This is a genomic window from Citrobacter sp. Cu231 (genome assembly GCF_030332265.1).
In the GTDB taxonomy this organism is placed as follows: Bacteria; Pseudomonadota; Gammaproteobacteria; order Enterobacterales; family Enterobacteriaceae; genus Citrobacter; species Citrobacter meridianamericanus.
Genome location: NZ_JAOWIE010000034.1, coordinates 76,101 through 101,085, shown reverse-complemented (window position 1 = coordinate 101,085; position 24,985 = coordinate 76,101). Strand labels below are relative to the sequence as shown.

Genomic DNA, 24,985 nt, shown 5'->3' with positions numbered 1-24,985 from the left:
ATACGGATAGCGTGTGGAAAATTCAGAACGTATTAAAAAATGGAAAGAGGAAAGGGCGAAGGTAGCAGAAGAAAGCCGGGCCTCGCGACTGCAACAAAAAGAGGATGAACGCGCCCTTAGCCAGACGGAAAAAAAGGCAGATTCGAAAAGTCATCATCGCCCAGACGCCGGATGGTCCGCGACGGATGCTGATTCTGTCCGTAGAGCGTCATTGGTTATTAAAGAGCGACGTGTTCAGCAAGCCAAACAATCGCTACGTCGGCTCTTTCTTTATATTGCTTTGCCGCTGCTGGTTATTATGCTTATGTCGTGGCTATTAACCTCGCGTTTTTATAGCGCGGATGCCACCTTTATTGTGCAAACGGATGCCAGCCAGGATAATTTTTCTGGAACAGCTTTCTTTGGCGCAGGCAATGAGATGTCGGAAAGCTTTCAGGTTCGCGAGTTTATACTTTCGAAAGAAATGATGGAGCGGATGGAAAAAGAGCTTGGCTTTTTATCTTATTTCGCGCAAGACGATATCGCATTATTTTCCCGCTACCATGCACCTCTGGGTATTAATAATGATCCTTACCGTTACTATTTATCGAAAGTCTCGGTTGCTGTCGATATTCAACAGGGCATGCTGCGTTTAAACGTGAAGGCGCGGAGTGCGAAACAGGCTGAATTTTTTGCCCAGCGTATTCTGGCTTTTGCTGAACAGCACGTTAATACCGTTTCAGCGCGGATGCAGCAGGAACGGATTTTATGGCTGGAAAACGATGTTAAATCGGCCCAGGAAAATCTGGGGGCAGTTCGGCTAGAATTGCTAAAAATACAGCATATACAAAAAGATATTGAACCGCAGGAAACCGTGACCGCGATTTATCAATTAATTGCTGGCTTTGAAACGCAGTTGGCGGAAGCGAAAGCAGAGTACGCGCAATTAATGGCTAATGGTTTGGATCAGAACCCCCTTATTCCTCGCCTGTCGGCCAAAATCAAGGTACTGGAAAAGCAGATCGGCGAACAGCGTAACCGCCTGTCAAATAAGTTAGGGTCGCAAGGCTCTTCAGAAAGCCTGTCCTTGTTTGAAGATCTTCGCCTGCAGAACGAGATCGCCAAAACACGCTGGGAATCTGCCTTACAGACCTTACAGCAAGGGAAGCTTCAAGCTTTACGTGAGAGACGGTATTTGCTGATTATTTCTCAACCGATGACGGTGTCTGACACCACTCGCTATGCCGATGGAACAAAGTGGTTACTGTTCTTCGTGTTGCTGGGCATCGCGTACCTGGTGACTTCTCTCCTGATAACCATCAGGCGGATGCGTGAATAAGGCAGAGTAAGGAAATACGATGAACTTGCACTCTACATGTGAAAAAATATCGCCAACCACCCTGCTCAAACGAGAGGATTGGGAGGGGCTATGCCACTATTTCGGTCAGCATCCCGAAAAAGTGCGAGATAGTGCTGGAAATGAGCAAAACATTATTCTCTTCGCTATCGCGTGTTTGCGTAGAGATGAAACAGATGTCGGGCTAACTTTGTTGTCTGACCGTGTTCTGACTGCAAAGAATGGCCGTGATTTATTGCGACGCTGGGTTATTTCGCCGCTGGCATCACATCGTCGGGATGCTGTACTACAGGTGGTTAATAAACTGCTGGCGGTGAATGTGTGCCAGTCGGAGGATGTCCTGCTGGTCGCAAGCGTGCTGCTTAAGAGTAAACAATATGCGACTGTTGCTGACTTAGCCGAGCGGGCATGGCTCGCTTTTTCGGGCAATAGCAAAATTTTTGCCCTCCATTTGCGCAGCCTGGCGCTGGTGGATAAAGAGTCACAGGCAATCTCATTGGCCAGAACACAGGCGCAGGAATTTCCCCCGCGGGGAGATATGATTGCAACCTGTCTCAGTTTCTTAAATAAAAGCCGCCGACAAGAAGATCATGACCTGGCTCGTGCATTGCTCCCTTTCTTCGCGTTAGAAAGTCAGGAGTCGGCGGGGCTGGCGGTTGATACGCTGTGCGCTGCCCGTAAATACCAGGAAGCCATTCAGACTGGGGAGTCCGCAATAGCCCGTGGGTTGGATGGTGCAACGCTGCGTCGTAGTCTGGGACTTGCCTACTATCAATTCGGTCGTGGCCGGGAAGCGAAGCTTCAGGCCGCTGAGCATTGGTCTCACGCCCTGCATTTTAATCCTGATAATTTACGTATCGTGACCCTGTATACCGATGCCTTAATCAGAACGGGTCAGAATGAGAAAGCCATTCCGTTACTGCAGCAGTCGCTCGCGACTCATCCTGACCTTCCTTATGTCAGAGCGATGTATGCCCGAGCACTGCGTCAGGTTGGGCAATACGCTGCTGCCAGCGATGAGTTTGTACAACTTGCAAAGGAAAAAGGGGCAACGAGTAAATGGAACCGTTATGCCGCGGCGGCGTTGTTACAGGCGGGGAAAACAAGCAAAGCGGAAGACGTCTTTGAGCACTATATTCAGGCCAGAGCGAGCCATCTGCCTCAGTCATTCGAAGAGGGGCTGCTGGCGCTTGATGGGCAAATATCTGCCGTTAACCTACCACCTGAGCGCCTTGACTGGGCATGGGAAATTGCTGGCAGGCAGTCCGGTATCGAGCGCCATGAATGGGAACGCCGGGCGAAGTGGGGATATCTTGCAGATAATTATCTCCTCGACTGGCTTGAATGCCGTGGAGAGCAGGCCGACGAACCGATGTACCGATTGGCCGATATATCGCATGTCGAGCAATTTTTCCAACGACTGCAGCTTGATCAACGTGGTTGCATTGTTGTATCGGCTCATCTGGGCGCAATGTATGCCGGGCCGATGATCCTGTCCTTGCTGGAAATGAACAGCAAGTGGGTGGCTTCCACACCTGGCGTGCTCAAAGGGGGCTACGGTGAGCGGTTGATTTCGGTTAGCGATAAAAGCGAAGCGGACGTAGTCAGGGCCTGCATACAGACTTTACATAGTGGGCAGTCGCTTGTTGTGGCGATAGACGGCGCGCTGAATTTGAGCGCGCCGACTATCGACTTTTTTGGCCAGCAGATTACCTACTCCACCTTTTGCTCTCGTCTTGCCTGGAAGATGCACTTACCCACCGTATTTGGTGTTCCGGTGTGGCGAGATGGGCGCATCCATTTTGTTTTGGAGAAAATGGTCGATCCGCAGAGGTTCGAAAGCCAGTCTTCTTTCATTACACGCTGGAAAGACAATTACCTGAATTGTGTGACCGAAATCCTGAAAAGCGGTCCGGAAAATCTGAGACTTTCGGGGGGGATTTGGCGAAACATCACGCGCAAGGATGAATCATCTTTGGGCTGAAAAGACGTTTGCCCTGCAATGCCTTTGGCGCACCAGGCGATGCAGCCGCCAAGTAAAACTAAGTTATTCTATTTAGAAAGCATCCGTTCATTAACGTTCGGGTGCTTTTTCGTTCTAACGATATGAAAAATGGAGAATTATATAATAATTACGTTATACCTGATTGTAGTTCTGTTTGTCGGAGGGTTACCAGAAGACAGTATCCTGAAGTCCTCCCTCAGATAGGTTAAATAGGGCATCGAAATCCGCTTTTACGTCAAGCGTTCTTTTCCCTATGCAAATCTCTACAGCGATATCAGATCATGACGCTTTAGTTATTGAAGCGCGGGGTGGTAATAGTGTGCCGTTATTGCGTTATCTTGAGGGTCAGGGAAAGCAAAGCGCGCTAACGACAAATCAGGTTGCCGACTGGCGGCAAGTTTCCATCTGAGTTGATCACAACGACATCGCCACTATTGAAATCTGGCAGCGCTATCGTGGGCAGATGCTCGCTACAATCAACAAGCTCTTACTGAAGCGAATAAATGGTTGCAGGCACATCCGGGTGCTGACGCCAATGCGCAACTTGCCTACGTATATCACTCTCAGGGGAAAAACTGGGACGCGCTGTTAGTTGCTAGCCAGGCGGAGGGAGTACCTACGGCAGACCCAGTGAAGCGCTGATTGCTGAGGTAGCTCAGGATGTAGTGCATACCTCTGCCTACCTCTGCAGCCCCTGGCATCGTCATAAGAGATCACTCATTCTCCTCTCACGCGATAATGCTCCTTAGGTTCACACCAGTATGCCTGCCCCTCTCCCCATGTCACATACTTCCAGGCGTCCCTGAGGATTTCAAAGACATTCCAGACCTCACGATGCTTCTTTTACCTGTAACAGTGATGACGATGAGCCGCAGCCATTAACACTCCGCATGCTGACTGAGTCTGCAAAAGCGGGTAAATGGCTTTATGAATGAGCCTTATTGATGGATGCCGTTTATCCGACCTACCGCTTCGCGAATAAAAAAGCCGCCGATCGGTTAATCAGCGGCTTTTCCATTACCTGCAACTACATCAGAAGTTATATTTCACGCCCAGCATACCGCGGGTATCGCTGTAGCCTTTGTCGCCGATCTGTTGGGCCACGTTGCTCCACACGTTGAGGCGCGGAGTGATTTGCCCTTCTACACCGACTTTCAGCTCGCCGATGTTCTTCGTGCCGCGCATATCGTTGTTCACATCATCCATCTTCACGCGAGTCGTCTGCGTGTTGTGGATCCAGTTGGCTTCGACAAACGGCTGGAACTCGCGAGATTTACCGTCGTCGATGGCGTTGTGACCGTTGATAAAGGCTTTCACACCCAGGCGGGTCATCAGGTTGCCATCGGTGTCATCCTTCACGCGGGTACCGTTCACTTCGCGATGACTGTCGGCCTGCACGTCCATCCACACCACTTGCGCTTTCGGTTGCAGCCAGTAACTGTTGCGCTCGTTTTCACCCAGTTTGAAGCTATAACCCGCTTCAACAGAAGCAGTTACCCCGCTGGATTTGTATTTCTCTGTCGCCTGCTCCTGGCCCATCACTTTGTTATCAAACCAGTTGTACAGCATCCAGGTGTCTACGTAAGTGCCGGTCTTGTCTGCGTCATTGGCATACCAGGTGCCGTACAGCCCTACGCTGTAACCGGTGACCTGACCACGTGAATGGTAGCCAGTCAGGCTGGACTGCGTGCGGTTCTGGCTGTTGGCGTAACCTGCCATTGCGCCGATGTGCCAACGGTCAAGGCCGTCTCTACTCCACTGCGCCAAATCGCCGCCTAACTGCAGCACATAGCTGTTGCTTTGGGTTTTCAACTGCCCGCTACCGTCTTTAAAGCGGGTATGCGCCCCGACGTTACGCATCCACATACTGGTGACTTTTTTCTCGCCCGTCAGCATGTCGATGTACTGCGTCTCTCCCAGACGATCGTGCAGTCGGGTCATAAACAGCGTGTTTGCGGCGTAGTTATTCGCCAGATAACTACCCGCTTCCGGACGATACTGCTGCTCGGTGACCGGAGGTGCGACAGGTATTTCCGGTTCAGGGATTATCGGGTCAACAGGATCTACCGGGTCTGGATCGACAGGACCGGGGTCAATAGGATCAACCGGATCCGGGTCGATGGGATCTACCGGGTCCGGGTCTTCCGGATCCGGCGGAGCTGGAATAAAGCTGGTCAGATACCAGTTGCTGCCCTTTTGCACCAGGTTATAGTCGTACGCACCGGCAACAATACGACCCGCTTTCTCAAAAGTACCGCCAGAATTACCAGCCACTTCGATAATCTCAATACCTTCAACAGTCTGCGCCCCGGTTCCGCCAATGTTGTTCACCGCCACAAACGCGTTACCCGTGGTGTTGCCGAGCACTTTCAGCTTGTCGGTTTCGGAGGCATCGTCATTCAGGACGGTATTGAAAACCAGTTTGCCGCCGTTGCCGATGAAATCTTCATTAATGGTAAGCGTCTGCCACGGTTCGCCGTCAGCATGCCCAAAGTTCACCACTGACCCGCCGTTCAGCGTCAGGTCGGTGAGCGTTGAGCTGTTGGTCATATTCCAGGCCGCATCGCTCATTTGCAGCGAAATAACCCCCGTCCCGGCAGTCGCGCTGGTGATATAAGATGCCCCGCTCCATAGCGAGTTATCGGTCATGTTGAGCTTAATCGTACTGTTTTGCTGGGGCAGGCTGCTGGTTGCAGCAGTCGCGCCAGCGGCATGAAGATCGCCGTCGATAAGGAAGCGCCCGCCAGCGGAGCCATCTACGGAGCCGCCCGTTTCGGTGCTGATGGCATAACTTTCATTGCTGTGATTGCCCGCCATGGTAATGGCAGCACCGCCAGCCAGATTTATTGCCCCGCGTGAAGTCGCATACAGGCCGCGTGGCGCTTTGCTGTTGTATGACGCTGCTTTCGCCGAATTGTTTACGTTGATCGTCGCGTTTTCACCGAGATTCACCGTCGCATTGGTGGAATAGACCGCATGGGCGCTGGCGCCGCTCACCGAAATGGTAGCGTTATTGCCCAGTTCGGTTTTGGACGATGTAGCGGCGTAGACCCCTATTGAGGAAGTGCCCGATGTCTCAATAGTGGCATCATTACCAAGGCGGATCGAGGACCCACTCTGCCCGGTGCGAAGACCTTCTGAACTGTCACCTATCGTCACAATGTGTGCCCGGTCACCGACGACAATCGTATTTTTGGCCTGCGTGGCATCTTTCATTGCGTTTGCAGTGATACCACGCCCCTGATTACCGGTGGTTTGAATATACAGATCGTCGCCAACATAAATGTTGGCTGAACCTTTCCAACCCTGCCCCTGATTATAGGCACTGTAACCGGCGTTTATACCGTCGCCATCCTGACCGTCCACATAAATGCTGGTGCGATCTCCGGTGATGATAAAGACCGGGTTATCCGGTGAATTCACCCCGTGTGTGCGGATACCATCAACATCCTTACCATTATTAGCGGCATTCTTCGACTGTGTGCGGATCGTCAGGTCATCACCGAAAATAACGCCCGGGCTACCCGTCGCGCTGTTCTGAATAACGGTAATGGTGTGTTCGAAGGCTTCTGCTCCTGGCCCATTCAGCGTTAATCCATGGCCAAAAACAGGAATGGTGCCGGCACTCCATTGATAAACATAATTCGGCGTAGCGCTGGTTTTAGCGAAATTGGCATTCGCCTGTGCAGGAAATAAAGCCTGCAACTCCGGAGAAAGGCTGCTCACCAGTCCACTGGAAGGCAGACTGTCAATATCAATCCAGGCCGCGTGGGTTGAAAATACCATTGACGTTAACGCGGTCGATACCGCGATAGCAATGCGTGAATAATGCTTAGGTTTTTTCATAATAGCCTCCTGCTTTCGGGCGTAGGGCGTCCACCACATCGCGATGATGTGGAAATAATAAAAATGAGAATCAGCTATAAAATGTTAGAGAGTATTTTATGAATACTCAGACCTAACTTATCTTCAAGTCGAAGTTTGTAGACATATATTCTCTTAACATCAATATTATCTATTCTGGTGATTTGCTGAATACTTATCCCTGAAATAAATCGCTTGAGTAATATCATTTCCGTATAATTTAATGAACGCCCACGTTTGCTGTTGGCGAGATGCCCCCGGAATAAGCGACGTATTTTCTGATGTTGAACTTCATCACTATCATTGGAATAAATAACCCCTTGAATTTTATTGCTTTTCGATAACCAGTAATTGGCTAACGGTGCCAGGATCCGGTCCGCTATCAATACGATATGCATACCACTCTGCGTCAGGCGATCCACCCATTGCGGGTCGGTGAACAAGCGCAAGTTCGGGAATGAAAAATCGATAAAAATAAATCCGTGGGATAAATGGTTATGATTATTAAGTAAAAGTTTTTCAATAATACCTTTTTTCAAATAATCATTACCCTCTGGCCAGACAGCAAAAGCGGCTCGGTGGCAATACTGTGCACGTACGGCAGCATCCGGAAATAATTCACAGGATAATTCACAGCTTATGCAACGAACACTCTGTAGCGGCTTTCTCTTCATCAACTATGCCCCTGTTATTTTCCATAAATATTTCATCGGTAAATAAATGTGTCAATCCGACACGTGGTGAAATCCGTTTCTGCTAATAACAGTCGAGTGGTGAACTTGTTATAAAATCCTATAGAAAAACAATCTCCACCTGTAAATGTCGTTATGTTGATCAGTATTACGAAGCTTTCTCTCAGACTAACAGCCAATATATTAGGAGTTTTATACACAAATCCAGACATCACGATAGACGTAAATACAGCACTATTTGCTAAAACAAAACCTTACAAAATGATTTTAGTAAATCTCAAGATTCCTAAAAACCAGAAACCTTTGTGATGTTATGGGATAAATATAATAACTAATCAGATAAACCTGTAATTAATTCTCATTATTTAACCTTAGTTAATTACCACCTAAGATATCATCAACCTAAATCATTGTATTAAAATGATTTAATAGTTGCACACAAAATTCTTATCTTTGATCAAGTACAAAGGTAGAGGCGTCTTATCCATTTCGATGTAATATTAAATGGGTATGTTAATGCAACATATGAGACATTTTCGTTACTAAGGGGCGGGCATTGTACCTTATCAACCAGTTGGTCGAATTTAATCCTGATAACAAAAGCCTGGTCAATCGACAGACAGGACGAACAATTCAACTGCAACTCCCTGCCTCGCTCTGTTTTCTCTATTTAATTACTCACGCAAGTGACATTGTTTCTCAGAACACGCTGCTCAAAGTAGGTTGGGGAGAAAGAAACAATGTGACCACAACCAATACTTTTTACCAGGCAATTTTGACGTTGCGCAATGCACTGGCGGATGTCGGATTGCCCCGTGATACCGTCAAAACTATTTCCCGGCGTGGACTCAGATTAAATGAGAATACGCATGTGGAGACGATCACACATTCCCAAATCGAGCCCCCCTTAGCACCATTTATTAAGGAAAACAAGGTTCCAGAGGTAATACCCTCTCCACCGCAAGTAGCAACGTCGACTCCCTGGTGGAACATTTTCTTAACCACCGGAGTGATTATTACTACTCTGATTATCTGGCTGGTGTGGTATCAGACTCGCCCTGTCATGCCGTTTAGTAAATTCGTGTCGGTTTCTATGCAAATTCCCTCACAGGAAAACTGTAAAATTTATTACTCACCGAATGAACACAATCTGGAAAGCTATTTCAGCCTGATGCAATCGCATCCCGATCTTTGTGAAGATAATAAACATGTATTTCTTTCAGGTTACCGTAAGGCACAAAGGATGGTGGCCTTTGTATGCGATAAGGATGCGCGGATAGATGTTCACGCGTTTTGTTCTACTCATTATTACTGGATGCGCGGGAAATGAACAAAATACACAATCTTATCTTGCTGGCGATCGGGGTGGTATTGATGCTGGGTTCAGGAGCCTGGTTATGGTATTCACGCTACGCCGACAGACCGTTGAACTGCGTCGGTAACGTGGAGTGGAACATTGGCAGCAACCGCTTTACCGGTACGGTGTCGTACCGACTGTACGACCATCAGGGACTGGCAACCTTAACCGGAAAACTGTACGGACGTCACGTCACAGGTATTAGCAGAAACATCTATTTTACCTATACCCAGCACCACGACGCGCGCGTGCTGCAGTCGACGCAACTGGTAAAAACCTTCTCGGACTCTGCCGATAAAGATGATATCAACGAGACTTTGCCCAGTTTTTATCGCGAAACCGGACAGCGCCTGAGTCTGGTCATGGAGGAGTATAAAGGGGCGTGGATAGTAGCGACTTCCACTGTTCCTTCGCTGTACTGCCGCAAAAGGTAATGTCATATCCAGATACAAAAAGCGCCCCCTCTCGTTGGAATTCATATATTCCATCATCAACTTACGCGACATGGGTCACTGAATCCTCTAATAACCCATTGCTATTCTTCATCCCGAATCAGGAAACATCCTGAATATCACGATATCTATTGCGTAATAATTAAGCGAAATGGGCGTTTTATTTTGCCCAGAAGACTTCAATCTACGGATGGATATTTAGAGAAGGCGTGGGCAGGGGCGTTTATCTCTCTCGCGAGCAATGTCTGAGGGTTCAGACGTTATCGCATTTCAGGAAACGGTATGTTTCCGGTGTATTTTTGGCGTACATATGAGGGATACGTAATGTTTACTTTTAAAAAGTGCCTGATTGCACTTTCTATAAATTTAGCTGTTGTTTCATCAGGTTTTGCTTGTACGACCCTGCTGGTCGGTAATGAAGCATCAGCGGACGGCTCCATGCTGGTAGCACGTAGCGCTGACAGCGATGCCCTGAAAGCGCAGCATTTTGTCATTCACCCGGCAAAACAGAATCAGACCGGGGTATACAGCACCAAAGCACATAACGGCGCGAATGACTTTACCTGGCCGCTACCCAAAAACTCGCTGCGTTATACCACTGTTCCAAACTGGAAAACCCAGTTGCACGGCGCGACCGGATTTAACGAACTGGGCGTCGGTGTGAGCGGTACAGAATCTATTTTTGCCTCACCAAAAGCGCTGGCCGCCGACCCGTATGTTGAGGATAAGGGGATCACCGAAGACGATATCCCGGATATTCTGCTGTCGCAAAGTAAAACCGCGCGTGAAGCCGTGGCGCTGCTGGGCCATATCGTTGAGACCGTCGGTGCGGGTGAAGGCTTTGGCGTTGCCGTCGTCGATGATAACGAGATCTGGTACCTCGAAACCGGCAGCGGCCACCAGTGGATGGCACAGCGCCTGCCGAATAACCAGTATTTTGCCACCGGCAATCAGGGCCGTTTACAGGATTACGATCCGAAAAACCCTGACATGATGGCGTCAAAAAACCTGATTCAATTTGCGACCGAAAAAGGTCTGTACGAACCGGCAAAAGACGGAAAATTCAACTTCTCCAAAGCCTATACCCGTGATGACGAACGTGACCGCACGTATAACGACCCTCGCGTATGGACCATCCAGAAAGAGTTCAATCCTTCCGTAAACCAGGATATGGCCAAAGGACGTGAATTCCCGGTCTTCATGACGCCAGAGAAGAAAATGACGCTGGACGATGTGAAGGCCGTACTGCGTAACCATTACGAAGGCACCAGCCATGATCCATACACCAACGGTCTGAACGGTAAAGAGCCATGGCGTCCGATCAGCGTCTTCCGCACCTATGAGGCGCACGTTATGCAGGTTCGCCCGTGGTTGCCAAAAGAAATTGGTGAAACGACCTATATTGGTCTGGGTATGGCCGACCTCACCGCCTTTGTTCCGTACTACAGCGGCCTGAAAGCGTATCCGGCTAATTACACGATGGGTAGCGATAAAGCGGACGATCAATCCATTTACTGGAAATACCGTAAATTACAGACGCTGACCATGACCGATTATCCGAAGCTCGCGCCAATCGTCAAAAAGGCCTACAAAGCGTGGGAAGACAAAGTAGCGAAGGAGCAAAAAGAGGTCGAAGCAGAGTATCTGAAGATGGCGAAAACCGATAAACCTGCCGCCGATAAGATGCTGAATGACTTCAACCTTCGCATCATGGCTGACGCCGAGAAGCTGACGGAAGATCTGACTAATCAGCTGTTTACCATCCGCACTAAAGACATTCAGTCTGATATTTTCTTTGCCAACGCAGCGAAAAAAGACTGAGTAACGACACGATAATATCCTGGCACAAAGTCAACATCAGAACTTTGTGCCAGCAGTATACTTACATTTCTTTCCAGGGTAGTTGATCAAGAACCGGGCTTCTAAGATGCGAGTTGGCCCAGCAGGCGGCCTGTGTTCGGTTATTCACAGAGATTTTTTTAAAAATATTATAAATATGCGTTCTCACTGTATTTTCACTGATAAAAAATGCGTTAGCAATTTCAACATTTGATGCCCCTTTCGACAACTCAGTCAGAACTTCATATTCTCTTTCGGTTAAACCTCCGTTGTCACTATCGGATGGTGTGAGGTTTATATTTTTTTGCGGCGGTGACAGTGAGCGTGGTGGACGAGAGGTTTTACGCCCCTCTTTAAGAAGCGTTAATAAATGTTCAATAGAGCAATTATTTGGTACGATTGACTCAAAATTTGGCCATAGCATGTTCTCATAGAGCGGGAGCGAACGCAGGCAATTAATAATATAAACACGCAAACCACATGCGCTTTCATTAAGTAATTTTGACCAGATATTTTTTAATTTACGACTAGATGCCTGAATATCATAGAGGATGATACTTTCCTCAGCGATAAAAGACATATCCGGTCTGCTAATGTTAACAAAATCAACCAGTATATCGCTTTGCTTATTGAGATAATCCAGCAACAGCTGCGTCTGTATTGATTGGTTACTAATCAGTATTATCTTACTGTCCATGTTAAGCATATGTGGCCTTCATTCAAATGAGGATTGACAATATTCCCTATTGTTATTGCATGGAAAACCAATAACAAGTCATTACTTAAGATTAAAGATAATCTGATTGAATTATGGAAATTTAGCTAATTGTGCAATACGATCATTCGCTTTTTCCGAATACAAAGTTCGATTTTTGTTTGCGACTTTTTGAAAATTTCAAAAGTGACAACTTAACATATTGTATTTTATATGTTTTAACATCACACGTTGAGTTAAGAAGTATCTTAACCTCAATCATCTTACAGATGATAACAATTCATTAAGGCTCATATTTAACGATCATTGTTAATATCATAGGATGAGTGAAATACGTCCAATCTACGATGTACAACAATAATTTATCTAACATAATTGATAGCGGGCGACAGCCTTATAGGGCGCAAGACAAAATGTGCCCGGACAATGTTACTGATAATAGGGACGATCTATCTCTCAATGAGGAACGCATTATGAGTAAACTATCAATTATTACTTTAATTAGCTGTGCCATCGTAATTCCTTCCGCCATGGCAGATTTCGGACATGGCCCTAACCCGGATCCAAAAGGGAAAGTTAACTTCACCGGTCACGTTTATGCCAATTCGTGCATAATTGAAACCGGAGATAAAGATAAACAGGTAAAATTAAACCCGGTTCTCAATACATTAGTTAACAAATCTCATGCAACACAACTCCAATCATTCAGTATTAGAGTGAAAAATTGTTATATTAATGAAAACGCAACTCCAAAGTTATCCTGGAATGGTAATTCCCATTTAACCAAAGAGGGATATCTCAAAAATATGACAAGTAGTGGAGACAAAAATGTAGCGCTAGTTATCACGGATAATAAACAAAAAAGTATTGACCTGAATAAAAACAGCAACCGATTTGATCCTGAGGAAGGTTATCTCCGACATGACAATGGTAGCCCAATTTTAACTTATAAATTCAATGTAGGTTACATTATATCGAAAGATAATAATAATTCGTCATACGTTAAACCGGGTCCTGTAAGCGCCCAGGCAAACTATAGCATTACTTATCTCTAAATACACAATGCTATAGCCTTCTGCGCTATAGCATTTATTTTAATAGAGGCCTTATGAAAATCTTTATTTATTTATTAGCTCTATTTTCGCTCTCGACTGCGCACGCAAACAATATCATTGTCAATGGTACCCGATTTATTTACGCTGAGGATTCTGCGGAAATAACGATACAAATGACCAATACAGGAAAATCCCCTTCGCTGGCCCAGATATGGTTAGATGAAGGAGACCCAGAAAAATTACCAGAAGAAATTACCACTCCATTTATTATTTCCCCGCCCATTGCTCGCATTGACGCAGGTAATGGGCAATCACTCAGAATAAAAAAAGTCGCTGATAAACATATTGTCGCTACTGACAGAGAGTCTATGTGGTGGCTAAACATACTGGACATTCCTGCCGTAGATAAGAATAACATCACGGAAAATTCAGCCATGCTCAATTTGGCTATTCGCTCGCGCTTCAAATTTTTCTGGCGACCCAGTGGGTTAGGTGACCGTCAGAATGCGGAAAGCAAGGTACAAATTCTGGCAAACCAACGAGACATAACACTGGTAAACCCTACCCCGTTCTTCATCACTGTTGCAGATGTTGTGACGTCATCAGGCCATGGACTCATAAACGAGGGTGTCATGATCGCCCCGAAAAGCAAAACCACTCTCAGTGCAAAACAACAAATTAGCCGGGGCGAGTCTGTTGTTTTACAAGCAATTACTGATTACGGCGGAATTGTGGAACACAAAACAACCGTTAATTAATAAAAAGGGATAAAAGGAATTAACAATGGGTTTATGTAAAAGGATCCTCACCATACCCTGTTTCGTTATTTTTCATGGTTCATTATTTTCAGTTGGACTTCACGCAGAAGACAGGTCTCGCTACGAGTTTGATAATGCCATCTTGATGGGCAATGCTTCGCTTAACGATTTACAATCATTCAATGCCGCTGGTTTATTACCAGGAACATATATTGTAGATATTTATATTAATGATAGTTGGCGCGGACGTCGTGAGCTCTCATTCAAAAAAGATAATCACGGAGAGTTAGTCAGTTGTTACTCTGAAGCCTTCCTCACAGGTATGGGTATTAACCCAGGGAAAATGAATCAAACGCTGGCACACCAACCAAAGGAGTGCCAACGTCTGGCTGATTGGGATACCAGCGGTAAAACAACTGAGAAGCTCAATACCAGCCAACTTGAACTGCACATCACCGTCCCCCAGGCCTATCTCGACAATATAGAAACTAATTATATCCAACCTGAATTATGGCAACCGGGAGTTCCGGCGATTAATTTCGGCTACAACGCAGATTATTACAGTACTCAGCAACGCGGTAGCAATCGCTCAAGTACGGACAGCGCCTGGCTGGGAATGGATATCCGCAGCTCCGCTGGCGGGTGGCTAATTGAACATTTTGGTAGCCAAAATTGGGACAGCAAAATGGGCAGCCATTACACGAATAATCGTACAACGCTAAAGCGGCCAATCACTAGTTGGAAATCCATGTTCAGCGCTGGCAAGTTCTATACTGACAGCCAGATGTTCGACAGTATTGCTATTCTTGGGATGGGGTTGGCTTCTGAGGATTTAATGCGCCCGGACAGCACGCTAAATTGGGCGCCAATCATTCGTGGCGTAGCAGAGACCAACGCCCGCATCACCGTTACCCAGGATGGCCAAACTATTCATCAGTCTTCGGTTCCAGCTGGGCCATTCTCGATTGAATCAGTGTTGCCCGCGAATACTGGCGGCGAATTGCTGGTCACGATTCAGGAATCAGACGGACGTATCCGCCGTTTTACCGTTCCATACTCTTCAGTACCACAACTACTAAAACCCGGCGTTTCGCGCTATGGCATCACCCTTGGGACCGTCAATGAAGATAATTATGATAAAGATCCGTTTGCCGCACAGGCCTACTGGCAGTATGGCCTGAACAACTATTTAACGTTGTATACGGGGGCATCCGGATTCGAGCGCTATCAGTCAGCCCTCATCGGTAGCGGGCTCAATTCCCAGCTTGGCGCATTCGCCCTTGATGTCACCCAATCTCGCCTGAATCTTGAGGACGATCGCCAGCAAGGACAACAATATCGTCTGACATGGAATCGAACTCTCCCTTGGTCAGAAACCTCGCTCTGGCTGGAAGCTAAATACAGTTCACATCACTTTTACGGTCAACGCGATGCGCTGGATGCCCTGGATACACAAGCATCCGTCAACCAATACCTCTCATTACGCGAAAAGCAGTCGTTTAGCGCCAGTATTAATCAGCCGTTATCCGACACCTGGGGCTCATTCTATTTATCTGGCTCTCTTAAGAAATTCTGGGATCAACAGGATAACTATCGCCAGTATGCCGTGGGTTATACCAATGCCTGGGGCAACTTGACCTGGAGCATATCCGCCCAGCGTTTCTGGAATGAGGATCAACAGGGCTCCGTCACCAAAGACGACCAAATCATGCTCTCATTCAGCTATTTCCTGCCCCGGAATAACGCCGGTTTTACACAAATCTCCTCTGATAGCTACAGCAATAACGGCAAAGCGAGCAATACACGCCTCGGCTTCACGACGTCGTCTGATGAAGAAAATAATATCGTTTGGGGCGTAAATACTGGCTATGCCCGTGGTGGTGATGTGGAATGGGGGACAAACGGCATGATACGTACGCCTTATACCTCTCTGAGCGGAACGTGGAGCCAGAGCAACTCATGGCACCAGGTCAGCGGGGGAATGAGTGGAATGCTGGTTGGCCACTCGGGGGGAATAACGTTCTCTCCAGAGCGCTCAGATACCGTCGCATTAGTCCATGCGCCTGATGCGCATGGCGCGCATCTTGATGGTGTGCCTGGAACCCGCTTCGATAAAAATGGCTACGCTATTCTGCCCTGGCTTCGTCCATGGCGCGTAAACGACGTCACTATCGATCCAAAAGGTTCAACTGAAGGCCTGAATTTTACCAAAACCCAGGCCAAGATTGCGCCGTATGAAGGTAATGTCATTCCAGTCACTTTTGAAACGATACTAAGAAAACAGAATATTATTTATCCTCGTCTGCAGGGTCAGCAGAAAATGCCATTCGGCGCCATCATCCGCGACAAAGCTAATAATCATGTCGGCTACGTTGGGCAAGGTGGTGCGCTTTATATTGATGAAACTACCTCACCAGAAGTGTTCGTTTCACTGGAAACGGGGAAATGCACGATCGTGTTAAAAAATCAGGAGGCCACATGTCAATAATACGTGTCGTTCTAATTCTGGGGTGTGTAATGGGCATTCATCAGACAGCCAGTGCTGCATGTACCCTGAACACACAAAAGATTATCTTGTCACCGGAAATCGTTAACGATAAACAGTCAATCCAGTCCGGAGGGGTTATTCAGACGCGCACACTTTCCCTACAGAATATTCAGTCGTCAGGTTGTAATGACAGCCATCCTTTTTCTGCCCAGATTATTGGGGATCTGTCCGCAATGAAACAGCCCGGTATTATGCGTAGCAATGTGAGCGGTATTGGCATTAAAGTCACCCTGGAAACCTCAACCGGACGAAAGATCCAGTGGCCATCAGATTTTAAAGCGACGGCAGATGAGTTCAGAAACAGCAAAATTAATATTGAGCTAATCAAGCTGGATAATCAGCTTGCGGCCGGGCCTGCTGCGGGTGCGATCAACCTGCAAATCAGAAGTGCCACTCAATCGTTGCCCGTGATGGATATTATTGTGCCGGCAAAATATATTACTATGCTCAACCGGTCATGCACGATCAAAGGTAACCGTACAATCAACGTAAAACTCCCCAGTGTAGCACTTGAGCAGTTTAGCGGCCCTGGCAGCACTGCAGGAAGAAAACCATTTACTATCGACCTTTTTTGTAAAAGTGATTTTACAACACCTTCTCAGATTATTCTAAGCTGGAGCGGCATAGAGAATAATCACAGCAGTAATAGTGGTGTACTACAGAATATCCACCCCAAAGGTGCGGTTGGCATAGGTATTCAGGTTTTGGATCAACAACAAAGAGTTATCAACTTAAAAAATACCACGTATATCCATTTAGCGCATCAGAATAATGGAAACCACTCTATCCCGTTTTATGCACAATATTATCAAACAACTAACAAAGTTAGTCCTGGAATTGTGCGCTCAGTCTTGTATTTCAATGCTGAATACCAATAATCGTTCCTAATTTAGGCGTACTGCGAAGTCTTTGCTCCACGTAAGTGGAGCTTTTTTACATTACATATCAATGGGAATGTAATGTTCACAGGTAATTGTTTTATTGTTAATATCTTCTTGATTATATTTAAATATTTCAATATCATAACCTGTTTTTCTTTTTAATTTACTCTCTGGCAGTATTTTCAAATAAATATATCTTGAATAGAATGGATAGTCCTTTTTCTTAAACCGGAATGAAAAACAGGCATAAACCCCCGAAGGACAGTCATAACGATTATAGATATTTGGCGAATGATGAGTTTTATTGCCAATGATACTCTTTACTTTCAATCGCATCATTGAGTTTGGATTGGAAGAGAAATCGGTTAATGCCCACACATTTTGTTTTGAACTGGTAAGTTGCTCAAATATCAAATTTAACCGATGCAGATGCGAATCACTGGCGGGTGGGATTGGTGTATCATAGTTATACTGAAATCCGTAAACGGTATCAGCAGGCAAGGTACGAAGTTGTAATTCGCTGACAACAACATCACAGCGCTGTACAAATGATAGTAATGGTGCGAGATCCCAACTGGAATTTTTCCGATATTCTGTGGGAGTATAACCTGTTAGTTTTTTAAATTCACGACAGAAAGATTGCTGGGAATCGAATCCTACCCGCACTGAAATATCAATAATATCCATATGGGTAAGACGTAACAAGTTTGCCGCTTTGGTTACGCGTCGCTTACGAATATACAGCCCCACGGGCATATTAATTCGTTGTTTTAAAACACTCTGAATATGCCTTCGACTATATCCAGAAAACCGTGAAATATCATCAATATCGATGCCCGAAACAAAATTATCTTCTATATAATACAACACATCATTTATAGTCTTTGACTTCAATGTCCCCTCTCCTACCCAATAACAATAAAAACCGCAATAACAAAAATCGTCAGTCCATTTAACAATTAGGTAAAGAAATAGTTATATAGTAGAGTGATTATTTCTTATATCGTAGCAACAGCATGTCGTCAAATCTATTTTGATAAATATACAATTCATTTAACCAATGACCGGGAATTTATTAACCAGCATATTATAAATTCCTCATTAATTAAAAGAATAATATTTATCGAGGTTACTATAATCAAGAGTAATTATCATAAACTGATCGGAGTTCCGATCAGTTTAATGCTAAAAATAGAGAGTAGCTATTATTTATGCGTATCGATAAAAAAATAATACGCCTTCAGTTAGACACTTCCTGGGGAAATGCTCAGCACCTCACACCGTGATTTCACTGCGTCGTGCAGCAAACGGACCGCCGTTGAAAGCTGCTGCCGATGCGGGCAAATCATATTCAGCGGGACTGTCTCTCCCTGATAATCCGGCATCAGCAGTTGTAATCGACCGTCACGAACATCCTCGCTGACATCCAGCCACGACTTGTACGCCACGCCCTCGCCGGCAATCGCCAGGCGCCGGATCACTTCCGCATCATCGCTCATAATGGTGCCGCTAACCTGCACGATGCTGACCTCACCGTTTCGCGTAAACGTCCAACGATCGTGCAGGCGTCCACGTAATACGAAGGTCATGGCGTTAAGCTGCGCCAAGTCCCCCGGACTTTGCGGAGCACCGTTTTGCGTCACCCATTCCGGTGAGGCCACCAGCACGCGTCGGTTTCCAGGTGCAACAGGCAGTGCAACGTAAGACGCGTCCTCGTTGTTGCCATAGCGAAACGCAACATCGACGGGATCTTTAAAGACATCCGTCACCTGGTCGGAGAAAAATATCCGTAGTCGCAGCGCCGGATAGCGGCGTCGAAACGACTGAAACACTGGCAACAGCAGGTTACGCCCGAGATCGGAAGGTACGGCAATTTGCAGCGTGCCCGAAACTTCATCTTCCGGGGTCTGTATTTTTTGCAGTCCGGCATGCATCACGTCCAGCATCTGGCGGGCATAGGGTAGCCAGACCTCGCCTTCCGGCGTGAGGCGCAGGCTGCGCGTGGAGCGGGCGAACAAACGGATAGCCAACGTCGACTCCAGGCGCTTGATGGCAGAGCTAACCTGAGCAGGCTGAACGCCGACTTCGCGCGCGGCATCGCTAAAACTATTCAGCGCCGCGGCGCGGACAAACAACGTGAGATCTTCAAGCCGGAACATTTTCACTCCCCGAGTATAAGTCCTGTCGCCGTGGAGCTATTTTTCCCGTTCTGCTGCCGCTTTACCATCGAATTATTCAACAGAGATAAGGTTTCTGAACCGGAGAGATTATGAAAGCCATCGCTATTACCCGCGCCGCGACCGACGGCAATAACATTGAATTTTTACAAGAGATTGACCTGCCCGTGCCGGTTGCCGCCGGGCACGATCTGCTGGTTGAAGTGAAGGCCATTTCCGTCAACCCCGTTGATACCAAGGTTCGCGAAGGTTTTAACGCTGATATCCCGCGCGTTCTGGGCTGGGATGCCGTGGGCGTGGTGAAATCCGTCGGTGAAGCAGTCACCCTGTTCTCACCGGGCGATGAAGTCTGGTACGCCGGTGCGCTGGGGCGTGCTGGCAGTAACAGTGAATTTCAGTTGGTTGATGAACGTATTACCGCGCTGAAACCGCAATCACTGGATAACGCTTCTGCGGCGGCGCTGCCGCTGACTGCGATCACCGCCTGGGAAATGCTGTTTGACCGTCTGGGGGTTGAGGAAAACGGCAATGAAAATGATGTGTTACTGATCGTTGGCGCAGCTGGCGGCGTCGGTTCTATCCTGACGCAACTGGCCAGTAAGCTGACCAGAATGACCGTCATCGGCACTGCATCACGTCCGCAAAGCCAGAAATGGGTACGTGATGCAGGCGCTCATCATGTCATTGACCACAGCAAGCCGCTGACGGATGAGCTGTTACGGATAGGGGTTAAGGAAGTGACGCACGTTGCCAGCCTGAACAATACCGAGCAGCATTATCAACAAATTATTGCCGCACTGGCACCACAGGGCAAACTGGCGCTGATTGACGACCCTGAATTCCTCGATGCCCGTCCGCTGAAGGCTAAAAGTATTTCGCTGCACTGGGAATTTATGTTTACCCGTTCGATGTTTACCACTCACGATATCATCGCGCAGCACCAGCTATTAACCCGTGTGGCGCAATTGATCGACGACAACACCCTCCGCACTACGCTGGGCGAGCATTTTGGCGCTATCAACGCGGCGAACCTGCAAAAAGCCCATGCGCAAATTGAAACTGGTCGTTCGGTCGGCAAGATTGTGCTGGAGGGGTTTTAACATGTCTGATTCAGAAGTGATTTCAATTATTGCGGTCTTGAAAGCCAAACCAGGGAAGATCGACGCACTGAAACAAGCGCTGCAGAACCTGCTGTTACCCACTCGCCGGGAGCCGGGCAATATTGAATATGCTCTGTTCCAGTTACGCGACACACCGGATGTATTCTACGTACGCGAATCCTGGCGCGGTCAGGCCAGTCTGGATGAACATATCACTCTGCCACATTTCCAGGCATTTATTCTGCAAATGAACGATCTACTCGCCGAACCGCTACGGCTGGATTATCTGACGCCGATTGCGCCATAAAATAACTGACGAAGCCTCCCTACTACGCGAGGGGGGCTGCACCAGTCATGTCTTACTGACTTCGATATCTCTGCTATGATGCCTGCACACAAATAAGACAAAACAACATGCAGAGGGAAAGATGAGTTCCACCAGAAGAGGGATGATGAACGTCCTGATTGCCGCCGTATTGTGGGGAAGTTCGGGCGTGTGTGCGCAGTACATCATGGAGCAAAGTCAGATGTCGTCACAATTTCTGACCATGACGCGCCTGATATTCGCCGGGCTGATTCTGCTGATGCTCTCTTTCGTTCACGGCGATAAAGTCTTCTCCATTATCAAAAACCGCAAAGATGCCATCAGTCTGCTGATTTTTTCCGTAGCCGGAGCGCTCACCGTACAACTCACCTTCCTGCTGACTATTGAAAAATCTAACGCCGCCACGGCAACGGTACTGCAATTTTTGTCACCGACCATTATCGTGGCGTGGTTTTCCGTGGTTCGCAAAGCACGACCGGGAATATTAGTGTTGACCGCGATTTTCACCTCGCTCATTGGCACCTTCTTACTGGTCACCCACGGTAACCCAACGTCGCTGTCTATTTCACCTGCCGCGCTGTTCTGGGGAATTGCTTCGGCGTTTGCCGCCGCGTTCTACACCACTTACCCCTCTACGCTTATCGCGCGCTACGGTACGCTGCCGATCGTCGGCTGGAGCATGTTGATAGGTGGCCTGATCCTGCTCCCGTTCTATGCCGGAGAGGGAACAAACTTCGTGGTTAATGGCAGTTTAATTCTGGCGTTTTTCTATCTGGTGGTCATCGGCACGTCACTCACGTTTAGCCTGTACCTGAAAGGCGCGCAGATGATTGGTGGGCCGAAGGCGAGCATTTTAAGCTGCGCGGAACCCTTGAGCAGCGCATTGCTGTCCCTGCTGCTGTTAGGCATTACATTTACCCTGCCTGACTGGCTGGGCACGCTTTTGATCCTCTCATCGGTAGTACTGATCTCAATGGACTCACGTCGCCGCGCCAGAGCGGTTTAATCCCAATCGGCGCGGCAACAGGTCACGATTACCAGCCCGGAACCGCGCCGCCGTTAAAGATAGTTTCTGCCGCCTTTGCCACTTCCGGTGACTGATAAGATTGCAGGAATTCCTTCACATTCTCGGCATCTTTATTGTCTTCTCGCGCCACCAGGATGTTCACGTACGGTGAGTTTTTGTCTTCGATAAATACACTGTCATGTACCGGAGAAAGTCCGGTTTGCTGGATGTAGGTGGTACTGATAATCGCTACATCCACTTTCTGATCGTCCATTACGCGCGGCAACTGCGCGCCTTCCAGTTCCATAATTTTCAGATGTCGCGGATTATCAGTAATATCCAGCGCTGTGGGTAGCAAGCCTGTATTTGCTTTCAGCGTAATTAACTTCTCTTTTTGCAGCAGCAACAGCGCCCGCCCGAGGTTAGTAGGATCGTTAGGTATCGCAATCGTCGCACCATCTTTAAGCTCCGCAACGGTTTTGATTTTCTTCGAATAACCGGCCATCGGGAACACAAAGGTATTGCCCACCGCAACCAGCTTATAGTCGTGTGCTTTATTATCTTGTTCGAGGAACGGACGATGCTGGAAGACGTTGGCATCCAGCTCACCCTGATTGGTGGCATCGTTGGGCAGCAAAGAACCGCTAAACCCAATTAACTCCACCTCCAGGCCATATTTTTCTTTAGCAACTCTCTTCGCGACCTCCGCCACATCCTGCTCTGCGCCGTTAATCACCCCCACTTTGATATGCTTTGCATCACTGCTCTGCTGATCGCATCCTGCCAGCAATAATCCTGCCAGTAATACCGCCGTCCCAGCCCTGAAATAAGGTATCTTCAACTTCACGTTTTATCCTTTAGTAATAACCGCCTGATGAGTAATGAAATGACTATAGCGGCAAGGCCGCTGCGGTTTAAAAAACGAAAAAGCATCAGCAAGAAGAAAAAAGAATAAAGCAGACATATGTACAAAAATGCCCGGTGGCACCTAACGCTTACCGGGCATTTATTGTGTGCCATCCGGCGATAGCAACATCACGCCAGGGTTTTGACTATCTCCATCAATCTGGCGACATCTTCAGGCCGGGTATTGCCGGTTTGCGAGTCGATAATCGAGCTGTACACATGCGGCATGACCCGCGGTACGCCCGCCTCAAGACAAGTTCGCAGGATAATGCCGAAGTTATCCAGATCGATACCGCCGGTCGGCTCAATCAACGTCATGCCGTTGCGCGCCGCGGTCGTCGCCAGCGCGTAAAGCTCAGGCAACGATTTCTCACCGCCCATCGGGAAGAACTTCGCCGCATGCGCGCCAGAGTCCAGCATCATGCGCACTGCCGCATCACAAGAAACGCGGGCCGGCGTACCCCGACTGCTGCTGACGCCGGTGGAGATCAGCACCTCGCCAGGCGTTCCGGTCGGGCTGACCAGGGCGTTGATGTGGGTCTGCTCGCCACCCGTTGCAGCCAGCGCGCCTGCCGCAAAACCACAACCGGTAAAGGTCTGGTTGACGTGTGCCGGATGGACCTGTGAGGCAATCATTGCCGCTTTGTAATACTGCGCCGGATCGCCCGCCCCCAGCCCTACGGAAATTGACGGCACTTCAGCCATCCAGCGCTTCACTTCCACAACGCCTTCCTCAACCGAGGCAAACTGCGCGGAAAGGATGCCGATCGCCGCATGGCCTTCGGCGGCGTCATAGATTTCCCGGGCGTTGGCGATATCTTTTGCCAGCACGTTAATGGCCACTTTATTACGATAAAAATTAATGTGCTGCATGTTCTGCAATCTCCTTTAATCGCGCCACGATCAGCACCATTTCCCCTTCTGCGACCGTACGCGGGTCGAGACTAAAGACACCCTGGTGAAGGTTATAACGACGCGCGTAAATCGCGATATCGCCCCCGCGCAGCTGTGCTTCTACGGCGTAGGCATCCAGCCCCAACTCCTGTGCATTAACCTGAATACGAACCCGCCAGATGGCGCGCCCGGCTTCGTCCTGCTCAATATCCGCCTTCAATCCGTGAATCGCTGAAATCGCCTGCGCCACAGGTTGCAGTTCTTCAGCGGTGACCACGGTTTGCCCCTGATGATAGTTTTCCAGGGCATACACCAGCCCGACCATATTCTCTTTGCCGATCTTCATCGCCCGGGCAATACCGTGGTGCTGCGCTTTACACGCGGCAATCCACTGTTTCTTTCCGGTGATAAACCCGGAGGTCGGCGCGTTAAAGGCTTTTGCCCCGCTGTAGATCACCATATCCGCCCCGCTCGCCACCCAGGCGTGTAAGTCTTCCTCGGCGGCGGCATCAACAATCAGCGGCAGGTTGTGAACCTGCGCAACCTGCACGAAGTCCGCAATGTCTAACATACCTTTCTGCACGCAGTGATGAGATTTCACATACAGTAGCGCGGCGGTGTTGTCGGTAATCGCACTCTCCAGCTGCCAGCGGGCCGCCAGATTACTTGAGCCAACCTCCACCACGCGTCCGCCGCCCAGGCGAATCGCACTGGTGATGGGCGCCCCGTAATCCACGTTATGTCCACGCAGCATAACCACTTCATTGGCCATACCTGCGCTATCTGGCATCAACGTGACTCGCGCCTGATCACCGCGGGTAATGGCAGCGGCAACGGCAATCGCAATACCCGCCGAGGCGCACGAAGTAACATAGCTGTCCTCCGCGCCGGTGTAGCGGGAAACCAATTGACCGGTACGGTCCACCAGCCGGTCAATTTCAACAAAGGCCGCAGCTGCCCGCGCGGTGGCTTGCATCACCTCCGGCGCGACGCTGGAAACGCCAAGAATCGTCATCTTGCCGCAGGCGTTAATCACCTGTTTTAGCCCCAGTTGTTGATAGATATTCTGTGTCAT

20 protein-coding genes and 2 pseudogenes are annotated in these 24,985 nt (G+C 48.3%); 14 read left to right on the top strand and 8 right to left on the bottom strand.

Features of this window, described 5'->3' with window-relative positions; genetic code table 11:
- The first annotated feature begins 13 nt into the window (after positions 1-13).
- From vexD to OGY15_RS11400, 4 genes and pseudogenes are all read left to right on the top strand, one after another.
- Positions 14-1,318 (top strand): Vi polysaccharide ABC transporter inner membrane protein VexD, encoded by a 1,305-nt coding sequence (vexD, locus tag OGY15_RS11410; protein WP_151217061.1) that lies wholly within the window; start codon positions 14-16, stop codon positions 1,316-1,318.
- A gap of 19 nt (positions 1,319-1,337) precedes the next feature.
- A complete protein-coding gene (gene vexE, locus OGY15_RS11405) occupies positions 1,338-3,320 on the top strand; it encodes a Vi polysaccharide transport protein VexE (protein ID WP_187253893.1) in 1,983 nt (660 codons plus the stop codon).
- Positions 3,321-3,570: 250 nt separating this feature from the next.
- A pseudogene (hmsH, locus tag OGY15_RS24690) lies at positions 3,571-3,956 on the top strand (poly-beta-1,6 N-acetyl-D-glucosamine export porin PgaA); the annotation flags it as partial.
- Positions 3,957-4,207: 251 nt separating this feature from the next.
- Positions 4,208-4,276: pseudogene (locus OGY15_RS11400) on the top strand (DUF1493 family protein); the annotation flags it as partial.
- Between the two features lie 97 nt (positions 4,277-4,373).
- Here OGY15_RS11400 and misL read toward each other — a convergent pair.
- Positions 4,374-7,187, bottom strand: coding sequence for an intestinal colonization autotransporter adhesin MisL (gene misL, locus OGY15_RS11395; RefSeq protein WP_286539219.1), 2,814 nt, complete (start codon positions 7,185-7,187; stop codon positions 4,374-4,376).
- A gap of 74 nt (positions 7,188-7,261) precedes the next feature.
- Complete coding sequence (locus OGY15_RS11390; protein WP_286539215.1) at positions 7,262-7,879, bottom strand: helix-turn-helix transcriptional regulator; 618 nt, start codon at positions 7,877-7,879, stop codon at positions 7,262-7,264.
- Between the two features lie 574 nt (positions 7,880-8,453).
- On the opposite strand from OGY15_RS11390, the gene OGY15_RS11385 reads away from it, so the two are divergent.
- The 3 genes from OGY15_RS11385 (at position 8,454) to OGY15_RS11375 (ending at position 11,527) form a co-directional block, all read left to right on the top strand.
- Complete coding sequence (locus OGY15_RS11385; protein WP_151224017.1) at positions 8,454-9,227, top strand: winged helix-turn-helix domain-containing protein; 774 nt, start codon at positions 8,454-8,456, stop codon at positions 9,225-9,227.
- The gene (locus OGY15_RS11380) at positions 9,224-9,688 is read left to right on the top strand and encodes a YqeJ family protein (protein WP_151217068.1); all 465 of its coding nucleotides are present in this window, start codon (positions 9,224-9,226) and stop codon (positions 9,686-9,688) included. The genes OGY15_RS11385 and OGY15_RS11380 overlap by 4 nt, the downstream gene beginning before the upstream one ends.
- A 342-nt stretch (positions 9,689-10,030) precedes the next feature.
- On the top strand, positions 10,031-11,527 hold the full coding sequence (locus OGY15_RS11375) for a C69 family dipeptidase (protein WP_187253895.1): 1,497 nt from the start codon (positions 10,031-10,033) through the stop codon (positions 11,525-11,527).
- A gap of 61 nt (positions 11,528-11,588) precedes the next feature.
- Here the strand turns inward: OGY15_RS11375 and OGY15_RS11370 are convergent, their stop codons facing one another.
- On the bottom strand, positions 11,589-12,251 hold the full coding sequence (locus OGY15_RS11370; RefSeq protein WP_286539213.1) for a LuxR C-terminal-related transcriptional regulator: 663 nt from the start codon (positions 12,249-12,251) through the stop codon (positions 11,589-11,591).
- Positions 12,252-12,733: 482 nt separating this feature from the next.
- Between OGY15_RS11370 and OGY15_RS11365 the strand changes: the two genes are divergently transcribed.
- From OGY15_RS11365 to OGY15_RS11350, 4 genes are read left to right on the top strand one after another with little or no spacing between them, the layout of a single operon-like run.
- Positions 12,734-13,315: a fimbrial protein gene (locus OGY15_RS11365; protein ID WP_187259849.1), complete on the top strand. Its 582-nt coding sequence runs from the start codon at positions 12,734-12,736 to the stop codon at positions 13,313-13,315.
- A gap of 53 nt (positions 13,316-13,368) precedes the next feature.
- Positions 13,369-14,073, top strand: coding sequence for a fimbrial biogenesis chaperone (locus OGY15_RS11360; protein WP_187253898.1), 705 nt, complete (start codon positions 13,369-13,371; stop codon positions 14,071-14,073).
- 25 nt (positions 14,074-14,098) lie between these two features.
- Positions 14,099-16,561 carry a fimbria/pilus outer membrane usher protein gene (locus tag OGY15_RS11355; protein ID WP_187253899.1) on the top strand — a complete coding sequence of 821 codons (2,463 nt, stop codon included), beginning with the start codon at positions 14,099-14,101 and terminating at the stop codon, positions 16,559-16,561.
- Entirely contained in the window at positions 16,552-17,499 is a 948-nt protein-coding gene (locus OGY15_RS11350; RefSeq protein WP_151224019.1) for a fimbrial protein, read from the top strand. Before OGY15_RS11355 ends, OGY15_RS11350 begins: the two co-directional genes overlap by 10 nt.
- Before the next feature lie 60 nt (positions 17,500-17,559).
- Here OGY15_RS11350 and OGY15_RS11345 read toward each other — a convergent pair whose 3' ends face one another.
- Entirely contained in the window at positions 17,560-18,396 is an 837-nt protein-coding gene (locus OGY15_RS11345) for a helix-turn-helix domain-containing protein (RefSeq protein WP_151224020.1), read from the bottom strand.
- Positions 18,397-18,746: 350 nt separating this feature from the next.
- A complete protein-coding gene (locus OGY15_RS11340; RefSeq protein WP_278238214.1) occupies positions 18,747-19,661 on the bottom strand; it encodes a LysR family transcriptional regulator in 915 nt (304 codons plus the stop codon).
- A 110-nt stretch (positions 19,662-19,771) separates the two neighbouring features.
- Between OGY15_RS11340 and OGY15_RS11335 the strand changes: the two genes are divergently transcribed.
- The 3 genes from OGY15_RS11335 to OGY15_RS11325 all read left to right on the top strand — a co-directional run bounded on the left by OGY15_RS11335 (position 19,772) and on the right by OGY15_RS11325 (position 22,110).
- A complete protein-coding gene (locus tag OGY15_RS11335) occupies positions 19,772-20,779 on the top strand; it encodes a zinc-binding alcohol dehydrogenase family protein (protein WP_187253901.1) in 1,008 nt (335 codons plus the stop codon).
- 1 nt (position 20,780) lies between these two features.
- Entirely contained in the window at positions 20,781-21,086 is a 306-nt protein-coding gene (locus OGY15_RS11330) for a putative quinol monooxygenase (protein ID WP_151217080.1), read from the top strand.
- 121 nt (positions 21,087-21,207) lie between these two features.
- The gene (locus OGY15_RS11325; RefSeq protein WP_187253902.1) at positions 21,208-22,110 is read left to right on the top strand and encodes a carboxylate/amino acid/amine transporter; all 903 of its coding nucleotides are present in this window, start codon (positions 21,208-21,210) and stop codon (positions 22,108-22,110) included.
- Between the two features lie 28 nt (positions 22,111-22,138).
- On the opposite strand, the gene nlpA is transcribed toward OGY15_RS11325, so the two are convergent.
- The 3 genes from nlpA to dgaE all read right to left on the bottom strand — a co-directional run bounded on the left by nlpA (position 22,139) and on the right by dgaE (position 24,985).
- Complete coding sequence (nlpA, locus tag OGY15_RS11320; RefSeq protein WP_151224024.1) at positions 22,139-22,957, bottom strand: lipoprotein NlpA; 819 nt, start codon at positions 22,955-22,957, stop codon at positions 22,139-22,141.
- 188 nt (positions 22,958-23,145) lie between these two features.
- Positions 23,146-23,889 carry a 2-dehydro-3-deoxy-phosphogluconate aldolase gene (gene dagF / locus OGY15_RS11315; protein WP_286539209.1) on the bottom strand — a complete coding sequence of 248 codons (744 nt, stop codon included), beginning with the start codon at positions 23,887-23,889 and terminating at the stop codon, positions 23,146-23,148.
- On the bottom strand, positions 23,876-24,985 hold the full coding sequence (dgaE, locus tag OGY15_RS11310) for a D-glucosaminate-6-phosphate ammonia lyase (RefSeq protein WP_151224025.1): 1,110 nt from the start codon (positions 24,983-24,985) through the stop codon (positions 23,876-23,878). The genes dagF and dgaE overlap by 14 nt, the downstream gene beginning before the upstream one ends.